Raw genomic sequence first — 13,890 nt, 5'->3', positions numbered from 1 at the left:
CGTCGCGCTAGCGGCTTCGCCGGCCGAACATGGCCCACGAGATCGCCAGCAATGCCAACGGCGGAACGGCATACGCGATGCGGTAGTCGAGGCGGAACGCACCGGCCAACCGCACGAACATGGTCTGCAACGCCCAGAAACCGACCGCGAACACGATGCCGAGGAACAGGCGCTTGCCCATGCCGCCGCTGCGCAGGCTGCCGAAGGCGAACGGGATCGCCGCCAGGCACAGCGCCAGCACGTTGAGCGGATAGAACCAGCGGCCCCAGTACTGGTCTTCGTAATCGCGCGCATCCAACCCATTGCGCTTGCGGTAGTCGATGTTCTGGCTGAGCTCGTGGCTGGGCATGTTGCGCGCGCGCACCAGGCTGGACGACAGCACGGCCGCATCCAGTTCCGATTCCCAGCGTTCGCCGAGCACCGTGGTCTGGGTGGCGGAGCGTTCGTTGAAGGTGGTGCGGCGCACGTTCTTGAGCAGCCAGTAGCCGTCCAGGTGTTCGGCCGTGGCGGCGTGGGCGATCGACGCCAGGCGGCCGTCCTCGGCCAGTTCGTACATGCGCACGTCGCGCAGCTGCAGCGCGACCTTGCCGCCGCCCTGGTCCTTCTCTTCGCCGCTCTGCGCATACAGGAAGGTATTGCCCTCGCGCGCCCACAGGCCGGAGTAGCGATCCATCGCCACGTTGCCCGTGCGGGCGCTCATCTTCAGCACATCCGCCTGGCGCTGGCCCCAGGGGCCCAGGGTCTCGCCGCTGAACACCATCAGGCCGGTCAGGATGGCAAGCGCGGCGGCCACGGAGATGCTCAGGCGCCGCCGCGACAGGCCCAGCGCGCGCAGTGCGGTCAGCTCGGAGCTCGCGGCCAATTGGCCCAGGCCCATCAGCGAGCCGATCACCGCCGCCGTCGGGAACATCGTGTAGGCGCGACGAGGCACGGTGTACAGCACCCAGGCCACGGCGTGGCCGAAGGTGTAGTTGCCCTGCCCCAGGTCGCTGACTTCGCCGGACAACGCCATCACCACATCCAGGCCTACCAGCACCGCCCAGGTGAGCAGCACGGTGACCAGGACCACCTGGCCGACATAGACGTCGTGCAAGCGTGGGGTGAGCCTCATGCGCGCCTCCGCGGCCGGGAGAGCTTGCCGTCACGCAGGTAGAACCAGATCGCGGCGGCGAGCAGCGGCAGCGTCAGCCACCACAGACCGGCCAAGCCCGGCAGCTTGCCGTCGGCCAGCAGCTGGGTGCCGTTGAACATCAGGCTGACGCCCACGAGGTAGGCCAGGAAGCCGAGCATCACCCGCCCATAGCGCGCCTGCCGCGGCGAACTGCGCGAGAGCGGCAAGGTCAACAGGGCGAAGGCGAGCGCCAATAGCGGCGGGGTGAGCCGCGCATGGATCTGGGCGTTGGCTTCCGGGCGCGGATCGGCCAGCAACTGCGGCGTGGGAAGCAGCTCCGGATCGTCCTTGTCCAGGGTGTCCGCCCGGTCAGGCAGCGCGACCTCATTCGACCTGTACCGGATCAACCGGTAATCCAGGCCACCGCCATCGGGGCCTTCGACGCGGAAACCGTCGTCCAGGCGCAGGTAGCGATTGCGGTCGCCCTCGAAGAACATCTGCCCGGACTTGGCCGTCACCACGTCGATCCGGCCGTCCTTCGACCGGTGCATGAAGACCTTGCTCAGCCCGGTACCGTCCGGGGACAGCGCGCTGACGTAGACCACCGCGCCGCTCGACAGCACGGTGAACTTGCCGGCATCCAGCCCGGACACGACCAGGCTGCGATTGGCGTGGTCCAGCATCTGGTGGGCCGTGCGCAGCGCCCAGGGGCCGAGCCACAGCGAGCAGGTCGCCACCAGCGCCACCACCGGCACCACCAGCATCATCAGCGGTCGCAGCAACCGGCGCGGGCCGATGCCCGCCGCCGTCAGCACGGCCATTTCCGAATCCCGATAGAGGCGCGAGAACGCCAGCAGCAGCCCCAGCATCAGCGCCAGCGGGATGATGTAGGGCATGTAGTTCAGGAATTGCAGCCCCAGTTGGGACAGCAGCAGGCGGGCGGGCACCTTGCCGTCGGCCACGTCGCCCAGCAGGTCCGCCATCACGCCGCCCACGCTGACCATCAGCAGGATGATCAGGGTGGCCAGGAAGCTCTGGGTGAATTCCCGGAAGAGGTAGCGGTCCAGCTTCGGCATCAGGAGGGCTTGATTTACAATCTCGGGCTTGTGCGCCGCGCCTGCGGCGGCGGTCTGTGCGGTCCGGGATGGCGCCTGCCATCGTTCATCCGGCCCGCGATTGTACGTAACTGAACCGGGAATCTGATCAATGACGCTGGAATTCACCCTGAACCACGAAGCCCCCGCCCTGTCCGGCGTCGACTGCGTCGTGGTCGGCGCCTACGCCGACAAGAGCCTGACGCCGGCGGCACAGGCCGTGGACGCGGCCAGCGGCGGCAAGCTCTCGGCCCTGGTCCAGCGGGGCGATGTCGGTGGCAAGACCGGCAAGACCACGCTGCTGCACGACCTGCCCGGCGTGACCGCGCCGCGCGTGCTGGTCGTGGGCCTGGGCGAAGCCGCCAAGTTCGGCGTGGCGCAATACCTGAAGGCCGTGGGCGATGCCGCCCGCACCCTGAAGACCGGCCCGGTGAAGACCGCGCTGTTCACCCTGTCCGAAGTGGACGTGAAGGACCGCGATGCCGCGTGGAAGATCCGCCAGGCCGTGATCGCCGCCGACCACGCCTGCTACCGCTACACCGCGACCCTGGGCAAGAAGAAGAACGATGACCCGGGCCTGACCCGGTTCGCCATCAGCGGCGACGACGCGCAGGCCTTGGCGCAGGGCGTGGCCATCGCCACCGGCGTGCAGACCACCCGTGAACTCGGCAACCTGCCGCCGAACATCTGCACCCCGGCCTACCTGGCCGAGCAGGCGCGGAAGTACGCAACCGAGAACGGCGCGGACGCCGAGATCCTCGACGAAACGCAGATGGAAGCGCTCGGCATGGGCTCGCTGCTGGCCGTGGCCCGCGGTTCGGCCAACCGTCCGCACCTGATCGTGCTGAAGTGGAACGGTGGCGGCGACGCCAAGCCGTACGTGCTGGTCGGCAAGGGCATCACCTTCGATACCGGCGGCGTGAACCTGAAGACCCAGGGCGGCATCGAGGAAATGAAGTACGACATGCTGGGCGCGGGCAGCGTCATCGGCACGTTCGTGGCCGCCGTGAAGATGAAGCTGCCGCTGAATCTGATCGTGGTGGTGCCGGCAGTCGAGAACGCCATCGACGGCAACGCGTACCGTCCGTCCGACGTCATCACCAGCATGTCCGGCAAGACGATCGAAGTCGGCAACACCGACGCCGAAGGCCGCCTGATCCTGTGCGACGCGCTGACCTACGCCGAGCGCTTCAAGCCCGCCGCGCTGGTCGACGTGGCCACGCTGACCGGCGCCTGCATCGTGGCGCTCGGCCGCTACGCCAGCGGCCTGATGAGCAAGCACGACGACCTCAGCAACGAGTTGCTGGGTGCCGGCGAAACCGTGTTCGACCGCGCCTGGCGCCTGCCGCTGTGGGACGAGTACCAGACCCAGTTGGAGTCCAGCTTCGCCGACGTCTACAACATCGGCGGCCGCTGGGCCGGCGCGATCACCGCCGGCTGCTTCCTCGCGCGCTTCACCGAAGGCCAGCGCTGGGCGCACCTGGACATCGCCGGCGTGGCGAACGATGAAGGCAAACGCGGCATGGCCACCGGTCGTCCGGTCGGCCTGCTGAGCCAGTGGCTGCTGGACCGCGTCGCCTGACCGGCGACGCGAACCCGACGCCATGGCCCGTGCCGACTTCTACCTGATCGCCAAGCCGCGCTTCCTTGAGGAACCCCTCAAGCTGGTCTGCGAACTGGCCCGCAAGGCCTACGACAGCAACCAGTGGACGCTGGTGCTGGCACGCGATGCCGCGCAGGCGGAGGAACTGGACGAGTTGCTGTGGGAGTTCGATCCGGACGCCTACATCCCGCACCAGATCGCCGGCGACGAAGAGGACGAACTGACGCCCGTGCTGATCGCCACGCCGGATGTCGACGTGCCCCCCCGCGCGCTGGTCATCAACCTGCGCGACGACGCCTTCGCCGGCGCCTGCGAGCGCGTGCTGGAAGTGGTGCCCGCCGACCCATCCGCGCGCGAGCCGTTGCGCGAACGCTGGAAGCAGTACAAGGCGCGCGGCTACGACGTGAACAAGCACGACATGTAACGCCCTCGGCGGCCCCGCCGCTGACCACGCGATCCGCGTTCGCGCGATCGCAGCAACCACACCGACACGATGACCGACCTCGCCTCCAGTTACGACCCGAAATCCTTCGAATCCCGCCTCTATGCGCAGTGGGAAGCCGCCGGCTACTTCAAGCCGAGCGGTACCGGCCAGCCCTACACCGTGCTGCTGCCGCCGCCGAACGTCACCGGCACGCTGCACATGGGCCACGCGTTCCAGCACACGCTGATGGACGCGCTGGTGCGCTACCACCGCATGCGCGGCTACGACACGCTGTGGCAGATGGGCACCGACCACGCCGGCATCGCGACGGAGATGGTGGTCAGCCGCAACCTGGCGCAGGAAGGCAAGGGCGAGACGCGCGACTCGCTGGGCCGCGACGGCTTCATCGCCAAGGTGTGGGAGTGGAAGGCGCAGTCCGGCGACACCATCGAGCGTCAGATGCGCCGCATGGGCGCGTCGGGCGACTGGTCGCGTAGCACGTTCACCATGGACGAAGCGGCATCGAAAGCCGTCATCGAAGCCTTCGTGCGTTGGCACGAGCAGGGCCTGATCTACCGCGGCCAGCGCCTGGTCAACTGGGATCCGGTGCTGAAGACGGCGATCTCCGACCTGGAAGTGGAGAACGTCGAGGAAGACGGCTTCCTGTGGTCGATCGAATACCCGCTCGCGGACGGCAACGGTTCGCTGGTGGTCGCGACGACGCGCCCGGAAACCATGCTCGGCGACACTGCGGTGATGGTGCACCCGGAAGACGAGCGCTACGCGCACCTGATCGGCAAGACGGTGAAGCTGCCGCTGACCGAGCGCGAGATCCCGGTCATCGCCGACGACTACGTCGACCGCGAGTTCGGTACCGGCGTGGTGAAGGTCACGCCCGCGCACGACTTCAACGACTACCAGGTGGGCCTGCGCCACGACCTGCCGCTGATCAATCTGCTGACGCCGACCGCGGCGATCAACGAGAACGCGCCGGAGAAGTACCGCGGCCTGGACCGCTACGAAGCGCGCAAGGTCGTGCTCGCGGACCTCGAGGATCTCGGCCTGCTGGTCGAAACCAAACCGCACAAGCTGCAGGTGCCGCGCGGCGACCGTACCAACCAGGTGATCGAGCCCTACCTGACCGACCAGTGGTTCGTGAAGATGGATGGCCTGGCCAAGCGCGGCCTGGAACTCGTCGGCGGTATTGATGGAAAGCCGGGCGAAGTGAAGTTCGTCCCGCCGAACTGGATCAACACTTACCGCCACTGGATGGAGAACATCCAGGACTGGTGCATCAGCCGCCAGCTCTGGTGGGGCCATCGCATTCCCGCTTGGTTCGACGCCGAGGACGAATGTTACGTTGCTCGTACCGAAGGAGCTGCACGGGAGGCTTTCGATGCCAAAGTCGCCGCACTTCTAAGAGAGCTTCTCGAACTGAAGCTCTTGGAATCCGGCGATCTGTCGCCCGCATCAACGGAAGAACTCGAACAAAGGATAGAGACGCTAAAGACCAACGGCCTTCGCCGCGACGAAGACGTGCTGGAGACCTGGTTCTCCTCGCAGCTGTGGCCGTTCAGCACGATGGGCTGGCCGGACACGAAGGCGATGGCGGAGCGCGGCTTCGACCGCTACCTGCCGTCGTCGGTGCTGGTCACCGGCTTCGACATCATCTTCTTCTGGGTGGCGCGCATGGTCATGGCCACCGACAGCTTCGTCGGCCAGGTGCCGTTCCGCGACGTGTACATGACCGGCCTGATCCGCGACAAGGACGGCCAGAAGATGTCCAAGTCGAAGGGCAACGTGCTCGACCCGCTGGACATCATCGACGGCATCTCGCTGGAAGACCTGGTCGCCAAGCGCACGACGAACCTGATGAAGCCCAGTGACGCGCCGAAGATCGAGAGGGCCACGCGCAAGGAATTCCCGGATGGCATCGTGCCGCACGGCGCCGACGCGCTGCGCTTCACCATCGCCGCGCTGGCGACCCACGGTCGCGACATCAAGTTCGACATGGGCCGCGCCGAGGGCTACAAGAACTTCTGCAACAAGCTGTGGAATGCCACCCGCTTCGTGCTGATGAACACCGACGGCTTCACCGCCAGCGGCGCGCCGCAGCCGAAGACGGATGCCGAAAAGTGGATCCTCTCGCGCCTGACCAAGGTGGTTGCGGAAGTCGAAACGCAGTTCGCCGCGTACCGCTTCGACCTGCTGTCGCAGGCGCTGTACGAGTTCGCGTGGAACGAATTCTGCGACTGGTTCGTCGAACTCGCCAAGCCCGCGCTCAATGGCGATGACGCGACTGCCGCCGACAGCACGCGCCACACGCTGCTGCACGTACTGGAAACGCTGCTGCGCCTGCTGCACCCGCTGACCCCGTTCGTCACCGAGGAGCTATGGCAGCAGGTCGCGCCGAAGCTCGGCATCGACGGCGGCACCGTCTCGCTGCGCCCCTACCCGGCCACCAGCGACTTCGCCGGCCAGGACTACGCGCAAGCCGAAGCCGACGTGGAGTGGCTGAAGACGATGGTGTCGACCTTGCGTCGCGTGCGCAGCGAGCTGAACGTGTCGCCCGCCAAGACCATCGCTCTGCGCCTGCAGGACGGCAACGACAACGACCGCGCCCGTATCACGCGCTTCACTTCGTCGCTGTCGTTCCTGCTGAAGCTGGACAACATCGCGTGGTTGGAGGCCGGCACCGATGCGCCCGCCTCCGCGGCCGCGGTGGTCGGCGAGCTGAAGCTGCTGGTGCCGCTGGAGGGTCTGGTCGATCTGGACGCCGAGCGTGCGCGCCTGGACAAGGAGATCGCGCGCGTCGCTGGCGAGAAGGACAAGAGCGAGGCCAAGCTGGCCAAGTTCACCGACAAGGTGCCGCCGGCGGTGATCGACCAGGAGCGCCAGCGCCTGGCCGACTGGAGCGGCCAGCTTGCCGCCCTGCACGGGCAGCGCGCGAAACTCTGAACCGGCTGGAGACCTGCGCCCCGCCCCCGGTCGTGATGGTGCTGTGCGGCGCCATCGCCTGGGGTGCCGTGCATCTCTGGCCTGCGGGATTCATCGCGCTGCCGTCGGCGCTGCGCTCGGCGCTGGTCGCGTCGCTCGCGGCCCTCGGCCTGCTGTTCAATCTTTGGCCGAAGCTCGCCTTCGGCCGGGCAGGCACCACGGTGAACCCGCTTCGTCCGGCGTCGTCGCGCGTGCTGGTGACCACCGGACTGCATCGCCTCTCGCGCAATCCGATGTATCTGGGGCACGCCCTGCTGCTGGTCGCCTGGGCGTGCTGGCTGCGGCATCCCGCCGCGTGCGTGGGTGCGCCGTTGTACATGGCGTTCGTCACCCGATACCAGATCCTGCCGGAGGAGCGCGCGCTTTCGGCGACGTTCGGGGCCGCATACGAGGCATACCGCGCTCGCGTCCGACGCTGGCTTTAGTGCCCGAGGGCCCGCGCCCCAGTTCCGACCGTCGCCGTCATCCCGGCCAAAGCTGGGATCCACGTTGACGTCGCGATCCGCTCCCCGGCAGCGCCGGAAGCAGGATGGATTCCCGCTTCCGCGGGAATGACGGACAAAGACCGGGCCGATTGTTTTCCGTCATCCCGGCGAAAGCCGGGATGACGTTGGAAACATTGCCGCGAGGCTCGCCCTACAACGGCGGCATCGTGGTGATGTCGTCGGCGACCAGTTCGATCGCCATCACCAGGGCGTCCTCGCGGCCGTCGCGGGCCGGGTAGTAACGCGGCCGGCGGCCGATCTCGTTGAAGCCCTCGCTGTGGTACAGCGCGATGGCGCCCGGATTGGACGGACGCACTTCCAGGAACACGCGCTGGGCGCGCAGGTCGCGCGCGATCTTGACCAGTGCACGCAGCAGGTACCGGCCCAGCCCCCGCCCCTGCCGCTCCGGGGCGATGCAGATGTTCAGCACGTGCGCTTCGTCGGCGGCGATGCTCAGCAACCCATAGCCGATCACCAGACCGTGCTCGGTCAGCACCCACGACGGATAACCCGCCTTCAGGCAGTCACGGAAGATCCCGCGCGTCCACGGAAAGGGATAACCGCGCTGCTCGATCGCCAGCACGGCGTCCAGGTCGGCCTCGCGCATCGGCCGCAGGCTGGGGGTGGACGCCGGTGAGGTCTCGACGCCCAACGCACTCATGCCGGCGTGCCCCGCCGCAGCCGGCGCAAGGTGGGCCACAACGCACGCTTGGCCGCAGGATCACCGCGCAACGCCGCGGAGCTGGGCCATTGCGCGAACAGCTCCGCCGCACCGGGCGCATTCGGATTGCAGCCCGACGCACGGATCAACGCGAAATGCAGGCGGTCCGGCAGGCGCGAGCCTGGTGCGCGCGGCGCCGACGCGGCACGCGTGGGCGCGGGCCGCTCCACCGCTTCACGCGCAGGCGGGCGAGCACGGGACGGCGCAACCGCTGGTTCGCGCTCGGCACGCACAGCGGCCGGTTCCACGACCTGCGTCGGCGCGCCGGCTTCGGTCGGCCAGTCGGCCGGCAAGTAGACGGTATGCCCGAGCGCGCCCAGCCAGCCCTGCTGCTCGGCCGACCACAAGCGGTCCGCCGCCGGCATCATGCGACGCCGTCCCGGGTACGACGGGTACGCTGCCACAGCCAGTAGGCCGGCCCGGACAGCGCGTAGACCACGCCTACCGCGAACAGCGTGCGCGGCAGGTCGATGAAGAGGATCGCCAGCACCAGCGGCACCAGCGCCAGCACCACGAAGGGAATGCGGTCGGCTTTCGCGCCGCCCTCGCCGGTGCCCTTGAAACTCCAGAAGCGGATGCGGCTGACCATCAGCAACGCCGCCACCAGCGTCACCGCCAGCGCCACATAGCGGAGCTCTTCGCCGGTCCAGCCCAGCTCGCCATCGGCGAACGCCCAGACGAACGACATCATCAGCCCTGCGGCGGCCGGACTGGCCAGGCCGATGAACCAGCGCTTGTCCACCGTCCCGACCTGCGTATTGAAACGGGCCAGCCGCAGCGCGGCGCACGCGGCATACAGGAACGCCACCACCCAACCGACGCGCCCCATCACGCCGCCGTCGAACTTCAGTGCCGACAGCGACCAGTGGTACATCACCAGCGACGGCGCCAGGCCGAAGCTGACCAGGTCGGCGAGCGAGTCGTACTGCACGCCGAAGTCGCTGCTGGTGCCGGTCAGTCGCGCCACCCGCCCGTCGATGCCGTCCATCAGGCCCGCCACGAACACGGCGATGGCCGCATTGACGAACTGTCCGTTGGCGGCGGCGATGATCGCGAAGAACCCGGCGAACAGGCCCGCGGTGGTGAACAGGTTGGGCAACAGGTAGATCCCGCGCGAACGCGGGGGCGGCTTGATTTCGTTCATGGGTCCCAGTTTAGCCCAAGCCGTCCGCGCCCCGGCTTGCCTGCACGGCCTAGGGGTGCTGCAATCGGGGCTCCTCGATCCCGGAGCCTGCCATGCGCCTCGCCCCCTGCCTCGCCGCGCTGGCGCTGTGCCTCGCCGTAGCCTCCACCGTGCAGGCCCAGCAGGTCTACCAGTGGAAGGACAAGAACGGCGTCACCCACTACTCGGATACGCCGCCGCCCAGCCAGGAGGTCCGGAACCGCCGGATCAACCAGTACGGCGCGGCCCCCGTGGAAACACAGCCTGCCGGCAAATCCGTCGAGAACGCGCAGTGCACGGGCGCGCGGGCGAACCTGCGGATCCTGGCCAGCAGCAATACCGTGGTCCGCCAGGATACCGATGGCGACGGAAAGCCCGATGCGACCCTGGATGAAACGGCACGCGCCAACCAGCGAGCCCTCGCCGAAGCGGCCGTGAAGGCCTACTGCCCCGCTGGCGCCTGAGCCGGCGGATGCGCGCCTGGTTGGCCATCGCGGCGGGCCTGCTGATCGGCGCCGGCGTCGCCTGGTGGTTTTCCCGGGATGAGGCTGGCCACGGCGATCAACGACGGGAGGCGCGGCAGAAGGCCGCCGCCGTCGACACCCGCCCATCGCTCTACCGTTGGCGCGATGATGCCGGTGTCCTCCAGGTCACCGAACAACCGCCGAAAGGGCGACATTACGAGCGCATCGACCGCGACACGCCTGCAGGCGTCCGGGTGAGCGGCGACGGCGTCGATACGCAGGAATAGCGCCCCGCGAGCGGTCAAGGCTGGCAAAATAGGCGATTCGTCCCCCTGAACGCCGATGCCGATGCGCCTGTCGCAGTTCCACCTCCGCACCACCAAGGAAACCCCGGCCGACGCCGAACTGGTCAGCCACCAGCTGATGCTGCGCGCCGGCATGATCCGCAAGCTGGCCGCCGGCCTGTACACCTGGTCGCCGCTGGGCCTGCGCGTGCTGCGCAAGGTGGAGACCGTCGTACGCGAGGAAATGGACCGCGCCGGCGCGATCGAGATGATCATGCCGACCATCCAGCCGCGCGAGCTGTGGGAGGAAACCGGGCGCTGGGAGAAGTTCGGCGGCCAGTTGCTGAAGATCACCGACCGCAAGGAACAGCACTTCTGCTACAGCCCGACGGCCGAGGAAGCGGTCACCGACTTCGCGCGCCAGGAGCTGTCCAGCTACAAGCAGCTGCCGGTCAATTTCTACCAGATCCAGACCAAGTTCCGCGATGAGATCCGCCCGCGCTTCGGCGTGATGCGCGCGCGCGAGTTCGTGATGAAGGACGCCTACTCCTTCCACATCACCGACGAAGACCTGGGGCGCGAGTACCGCAACATGCATGCGGCGTACACGCGCATCTTCACCCGCCTGGGCCTGGATTTCCGCGCGGTGCAGGCGGACAGCGGCGCCATCGGCGGCGATGCGTCGCAGGAATTCCACGTACTGGCCGAATCGGGCGAAGACTCCATCGCCTTCTCCACCGGTTCGGACTACGCGGCGAACGTCGAGAAGGCGCAGGCTGCCGCGCCCGGCCCGCGTGCGGCCGCATCGGAAACGATGAACAAGGTCGCCACGCCCACGCAGAAGACCTGCGAGGACGTCGCCGCGCTGCTCGGTATTCCGTTGCAGCGCACGGTGAAGTCGATCGCGGTGATGACCGACGGTGGCTTCGTGCTGGCGTTGGTGCGCGGTGACCACGCCGTCAACGAGATCAAGCTGGGCAAGGTCGCCGGCCTGGCCGACTACCGCATGGCCAGCGAGGCGGAGATCGCCGCGCACCTCGGCAGTGAGCCCGGCTTCCTCGGCCCGGTGAATGCGCGCCAGGCGATCCGCGTGGTCGCCGACCGCGACGTCGCCGCGATGGCGGACTTCGTCGTCGGCGCGAACGAAGCGGGCTACCACCTGGCAGGCGTCAACTGGGGCCGCGACCTGGGCGAACCGGAAACCGTGGCCGACATTCGCAATGTGGTGGAAGGCGACAAGGCCGCCGATGGCGGCGAGCTCCGCCTCGTGCGCGGCATCGAGGTCGGCCATGTGTTCCAGCTCGGCCGCAAGTACAGCGAAGCGATGAAGTTCACCGTGCTGGACGACGCCGGCAAGGCCGCCGCGCCTGCGATGGGCTGCTACGGCATCGGCGTGTCGCGCATCGTCGCCGCCGCGATCGAGCAGAACCACGACGCCAACGGCATCATCTGGCCCGTGCCGATGGCGCCCTGGGCCGTGGCCGTCTGCGTGATCAATCCGAAGAACGACGCAGCAGTGAACACGGCGGCCGAGCAGCTCTTGGCGGACCTGCAGGCGAGCGGCATCGAAGCCGTCCTCGACGACCGCGGCCTGCGCCCCGGCGCGATGTTCGCCGACATCGAGCTGATCGGCATCCCGCATCGCGTGGTGGTGTCCGAGCGCGGCCTCGCGGCGGGCACGTTCGAGTACCGCGCACGCCGTGCGACCGACGCGGAGAACATCGGACGCGAGGAGCTGCTCGCCCGCCTGCGCGGGTGAGCATCGGCGGCGACGCGGTTTGAACCACGCTTGCCCGCTCGCTTATGATCGGGCGACCGCCATGGATGGGCTTTCCCTTCCTGATTGGAGATAGTTGATGTCGATCGACCTGCGTAACCTGTCCGCCAAGGAACTTGGCGCCCTGATCGCCAAGGCCAAGGAACAACAGACCAAGCTGGCCAAGCGCACGCCCATCGCCACGGTGCGCGGCAAGATCACCAAGTTCGCGAAGGCCGAGGGCTACACGCTGGAGGAACTGTTCGGCACCCCCGGACGCGCCGCCGCGAAGACGACGGCGAAGCCTGCCGCCTCACGCGCCGGCCGCAAGCTGGGCAAGGTGGCGCCGAAGTACCGCAACCCGGCCAATCCCAAGGAAACCTGGACCGGCCGCGGCAAGCACCCGCGCTGGATGGCCGCACTGATCGCCAAGGGCAAGAAGGCCGAAGACTTCCTCATCAAGAAGAAGTAAGGCGCTTCAAGATCGAACAAGAACGGGAGGCCTGGCCTCCCGTTTTTCGTTTGCGCCAAGCGGCGTCAGAGATTCTTGCGCGAGGAGATCAGCAGGTTGCCGAACAGCAGGCCCGCGATCAGCGCCATCACCACGTTGGTGACGGCCAGCAGCGCGGATTGCCCGACGCCCACGTCCTGCTGCTGCACCAGCGTAAGCAATCCACGCAGGCTCGTGCTGCCCGGCACCAGCATCAGGATGCCCGGCACGCGGATCAGCGCGCCCGGCCGGTTGGCCCAGCGCGCGAACGCATTGCCCGCGGCCGTGAGCGTCAACGCGGACAGGAAGATGCCCACCGGGCTGCCCCAGGCCGCGCCTGCATAGCGCGAAATGCTGTAGCCGGCGATGGCGGCCGCCATCACCCAGAAGTAGTCGCGCCGGTGCGCCTTGAACAGCACCGCGAAGGCATAGGCCGCCACCACCATCGAGGCCCATTCGACCCATTCCGGCTGCGGACGCAGGGCGCGCACCTCCGGATACAGTCCCAAGAGTTGCGCCAGGGTCACCGCGATCATGCTGCCGACCGTGAGCTTCAACACGGTGGCCAGCGCACCCGCAAAACGCGCCACGCCCGAGACCAGGTGCTGGCTGGTGAGCTCGTTCACCGCATTGGTCAGCGCCATGCCGGGCAGCAGCACGATCAGCGAGGCGATGATCACCGTGTTGAGGTTCAGCGGCGCGATGAAATTGGCGATCAGGATCGCGACGAAGCCGGCCACCAGCGCGGAAATCGCATCGCTGGCCTCCTTCATCTGCGGACGGCGCGCGATCAGCTCGCCGAGCACGCCGATGATCACGCCGATGAGGCCCGCGGTCGCCATGTCGAGCCATGGCAGCCGCCACAGGCCTGCCACGGCCGCCGCCGCCAGGCCGGAGGCGAAGATCTGCATCGCCCGCCAGCGCACGCTGCGCGCGCGATCGAGCGCACGCAGCGCAGTGTGACCCTGGGCGATGCTCATCTCGCCGGCCGACACGGCGTCGGCGATGCGGTCCGCTTCGCTCAGCTTGTGCAGGTCGGTTTCGCCGGGCGCAAGCCGGATCACCCGCGTGCTGTCGCTGGCGCCGAGCGGCCGCGCCGGGTCGCTGAAACTCAGGATCAGGCCGGTGGGATTCGACCAGGGCTCGCAATCCAGCCCCAGCCGTTGGGACAGGCCGACGACGGTGCCCTCCAGGCGCTGCGCGGTCGTGCCGTAACTGTGCAGGCGCCCGGCGATCTCGCACACGAAGGCGATGCGCTGGGCGTACGTGGCGGTGGTGAGCGTGTCGTCGGCCATCGGC

At 68.1% G+C, this 13,890-nt stretch carries 14 protein-coding genes; 8 read left to right on the top strand and 6 right to left on the bottom strand.

All coding sequences use genetic code 11. The features are described from left to right. Positions 1 to 7: 7 nt before the first annotated feature. Together lptG and lptF are read right to left on the bottom strand one after the other, a co-directional pair. Positions 8 to 1,111: an LPS export ABC transporter permease LptG gene (gene lptG / locus ASD72_RS08860; protein ID WP_056879544.1), complete on the bottom strand. Its 1,104-nt coding sequence runs from the start codon at positions 1,109 to 1,111 to the stop codon at positions 8 to 10. Beyond that, complete coding sequence (lptF, locus tag ASD72_RS08855; RefSeq protein ID WP_056879543.1) at positions 1,108 to 2,187, bottom strand: LPS export ABC transporter permease LptF; 1,080 nt, start codon at positions 2,185 to 2,187, stop codon at positions 1,108 to 1,110. The genes lptG and lptF overlap by 4 nt, the downstream gene beginning before the upstream one ends. Positions 2,188 to 2,317: 130 nt before the next feature. Here lptF and ASD72_RS08850 point away from each other — a divergent pair, with 130 nt between their 5' ends. The 4 genes from ASD72_RS08850 (at position 2,318) to ASD72_RS08835 (ending at position 7,654) form a co-directional block, all read left to right on the top strand. After that, complete coding sequence (locus ASD72_RS08850; RefSeq protein WP_056879542.1) at positions 2,318 to 3,787, top strand: leucyl aminopeptidase; 1,470 nt, start codon at positions 2,318 to 2,320, stop codon at positions 3,785 to 3,787. A gap of 22 nt (positions 3,788 to 3,809) precedes the next feature. Then, positions 3,810 to 4,232 (top strand): DNA polymerase III subunit chi, encoded by a 423-nt coding sequence (locus ASD72_RS08845; RefSeq protein ID WP_056879541.1) that lies wholly within the window; start codon positions 3,810 to 3,812, stop codon positions 4,230 to 4,232. Between the two features lie 69 nt (positions 4,233 to 4,301). Then, positions 4,302 to 7,190, top strand: a complete 2,889-nt coding sequence (locus tag ASD72_RS08840; RefSeq protein ID WP_056879540.1) for a valine--tRNA ligase — start codon at positions 4,302 to 4,304, stop codon at positions 7,188 to 7,190. Positions 7,191 to 7,225: 35 nt separating this feature from the next. Continuing rightward, a complete protein-coding gene (locus tag ASD72_RS08835) occupies positions 7,226 to 7,654 on the top strand; it encodes an isoprenylcysteine carboxylmethyltransferase family protein (RefSeq protein WP_056879539.1) in 429 nt (142 codons plus the stop codon). A gap of 211 nt (positions 7,655 to 7,865) precedes the next feature. On the opposite strand, the gene rimI is transcribed toward ASD72_RS08835, so the two are convergent. The 3 genes from rimI to pssA are packed head-to-tail and all read right to left on the bottom strand — an operon-like array spanning position 7,866 to position 9,579. Next, the gene (gene rimI / locus ASD72_RS08830; RefSeq protein ID WP_056879538.1) at positions 7,866 to 8,375 is read right to left on the bottom strand and encodes a ribosomal protein S18-alanine N-acetyltransferase; all 510 of its coding nucleotides are present in this window, start codon (positions 8,373 to 8,375) and stop codon (positions 7,866 to 7,868) included. Continuing rightward, entirely contained in the window at positions 8,372 to 8,803 is a 432-nt protein-coding gene (locus ASD72_RS08825) for a hypothetical protein (protein ID WP_056879537.1), read from the bottom strand. The genes rimI and ASD72_RS08825 overlap by 4 nt, the downstream gene beginning before the upstream one ends. After that, positions 8,800 to 9,579, bottom strand: coding sequence for a CDP-diacylglycerol--serine O-phosphatidyltransferase (pssA, locus tag ASD72_RS08820; RefSeq protein ID WP_056879536.1), 780 nt, complete (start codon positions 9,577 to 9,579; stop codon positions 8,800 to 8,802). The genes ASD72_RS08825 and pssA overlap by 4 nt, the downstream gene beginning before the upstream one ends. 92 nt (positions 9,580 to 9,671) lie before the next feature. Between pssA and ASD72_RS08815 the strand changes: the two genes are divergently transcribed. From ASD72_RS08815 to ASD72_RS08800, 4 genes are all read left to right on the top strand, one after another. After that, the gene (locus tag ASD72_RS08815) at positions 9,672 to 10,061 is read left to right on the top strand and encodes a DUF4124 domain-containing protein (protein ID WP_056879535.1); all 390 of its coding nucleotides are present in this window, start codon (positions 9,672 to 9,674) and stop codon (positions 10,059 to 10,061) included. Positions 10,062 to 10,069: 8 nt separating this feature from the next. After that, positions 10,070 to 10,348 carry a DUF4124 domain-containing protein gene (locus tag ASD72_RS08810; RefSeq protein WP_056879534.1) on the top strand — a complete coding sequence of 93 codons (279 nt, stop codon included), beginning with the start codon at positions 10,070 to 10,072 and terminating at the stop codon, positions 10,346 to 10,348. 61 nt (positions 10,349 to 10,409) lie between these two features. Then, positions 10,410 to 12,104, top strand: coding sequence for a proline--tRNA ligase (locus tag ASD72_RS08805; RefSeq protein WP_056879839.1), 1,695 nt, complete (start codon positions 10,410 to 10,412; stop codon positions 12,102 to 12,104). A 97-nt stretch (positions 12,105 to 12,201) separates the two neighbouring features. Continuing rightward, entirely contained in the window at positions 12,202 to 12,573 is a 372-nt protein-coding gene (locus ASD72_RS08800) for an H-NS histone family protein (RefSeq protein ID WP_056879533.1), read from the top strand. A 65-nt stretch (positions 12,574 to 12,638) separates the two neighbouring features. Here ASD72_RS08800 and ASD72_RS08795 read toward each other — a convergent pair whose 3' ends face one another. Next, positions 12,639 to 13,886 (bottom strand): threonine/serine exporter family protein, encoded by a 1,248-nt coding sequence (locus ASD72_RS08795; RefSeq protein ID WP_056879838.1) that lies wholly within the window; start codon positions 13,884 to 13,886, stop codon positions 12,639 to 12,641. Positions 13,887 to 13,890: the final 4 nt, after the last annotated feature.

The organism is Pseudoxanthomonas sp. Root630 (genome assembly GCF_001427585.1).
Classification (GTDB): domain Bacteria; phylum Pseudomonadota; class Gammaproteobacteria; order Xanthomonadales; family Xanthomonadaceae; genus Pseudoxanthomonas_A.
The sequence above is the reverse complement of the archived record's forward strand: the minus strand, read 5'-3'. Positions and strand labels throughout refer to the sequence as shown.

Coding starts and splice junctions, on each gene's coding strand:
- lptG (WP_056879544.1), bottom strand. CDS start 1,111: ATGAGGCTCACCCCACGCTTGCACGACGTCTATGTCGGCCAGGTGGTC.
- lptF (WP_056879543.1), bottom strand. CDS start 2,187: ATGCCGAAGCTGGACCGCTACCTCTTCCGGGAATTCACCCAGAGCTTC.
- ASD72_RS08850 (WP_056879542.1), top strand. CDS start 2,318: ATGACGCTGGAATTCACCCTGAACCACGAAGCCCCCGCCCTGTCCGGC.
- ASD72_RS08845 (WP_056879541.1), top strand. CDS start 3,810: ATGGCCCGTGCCGACTTCTACCTGATCGCCAAGCCGCGCTTCCTTGAG.
- ASD72_RS08840 (WP_056879540.1), top strand. CDS start 4,302: ATGACCGACCTCGCCTCCAGTTACGACCCGAAATCCTTCGAATCCCGC.
- ASD72_RS08835 (WP_056879539.1), top strand. CDS start 7,226: ATGGTGCTGTGCGGCGCCATCGCCTGGGGTGCCGTGCATCTCTGGCCT.
- rimI (WP_056879538.1), bottom strand. CDS start 8,375: ATGAGTGCGTTGGGCGTCGAGACCTCACCGGCGTCCACCCCCAGCCTG.
- ASD72_RS08825 (WP_056879537.1), bottom strand. CDS start 8,803: ATGATGCCGGCGGCGGACCGCTTGTGGTCGGCCGAGCAGCAGGGCTGG.
- pssA (WP_056879536.1), bottom strand. CDS start 9,579: ATGAACGAAATCAAGCCGCCCCCGCGTTCGCGCGGGATCTACCTGTTG.
- ASD72_RS08815 (WP_056879535.1), top strand. CDS start 9,672: ATGCGCCTCGCCCCCTGCCTCGCCGCGCTGGCGCTGTGCCTCGCCGTA.
- ASD72_RS08810 (WP_056879534.1), top strand. CDS start 10,070: ATGCGCGCCTGGTTGGCCATCGCGGCGGGCCTGCTGATCGGCGCCGGC.
- ASD72_RS08805 (WP_056879839.1), top strand. CDS start 10,410: ATGCGCCTGTCGCAGTTCCACCTCCGCACCACCAAGGAAACCCCGGCC.
- ASD72_RS08800 (WP_056879533.1), top strand. CDS start 12,202: ATGTCGATCGACCTGCGTAACCTGTCCGCCAAGGAACTTGGCGCCCTG.
- ASD72_RS08795 (WP_056879838.1), bottom strand. CDS start 13,886: ATGGCCGACGACACGCTCACCACCGCCACGTACGCCCAGCGCATCGCC.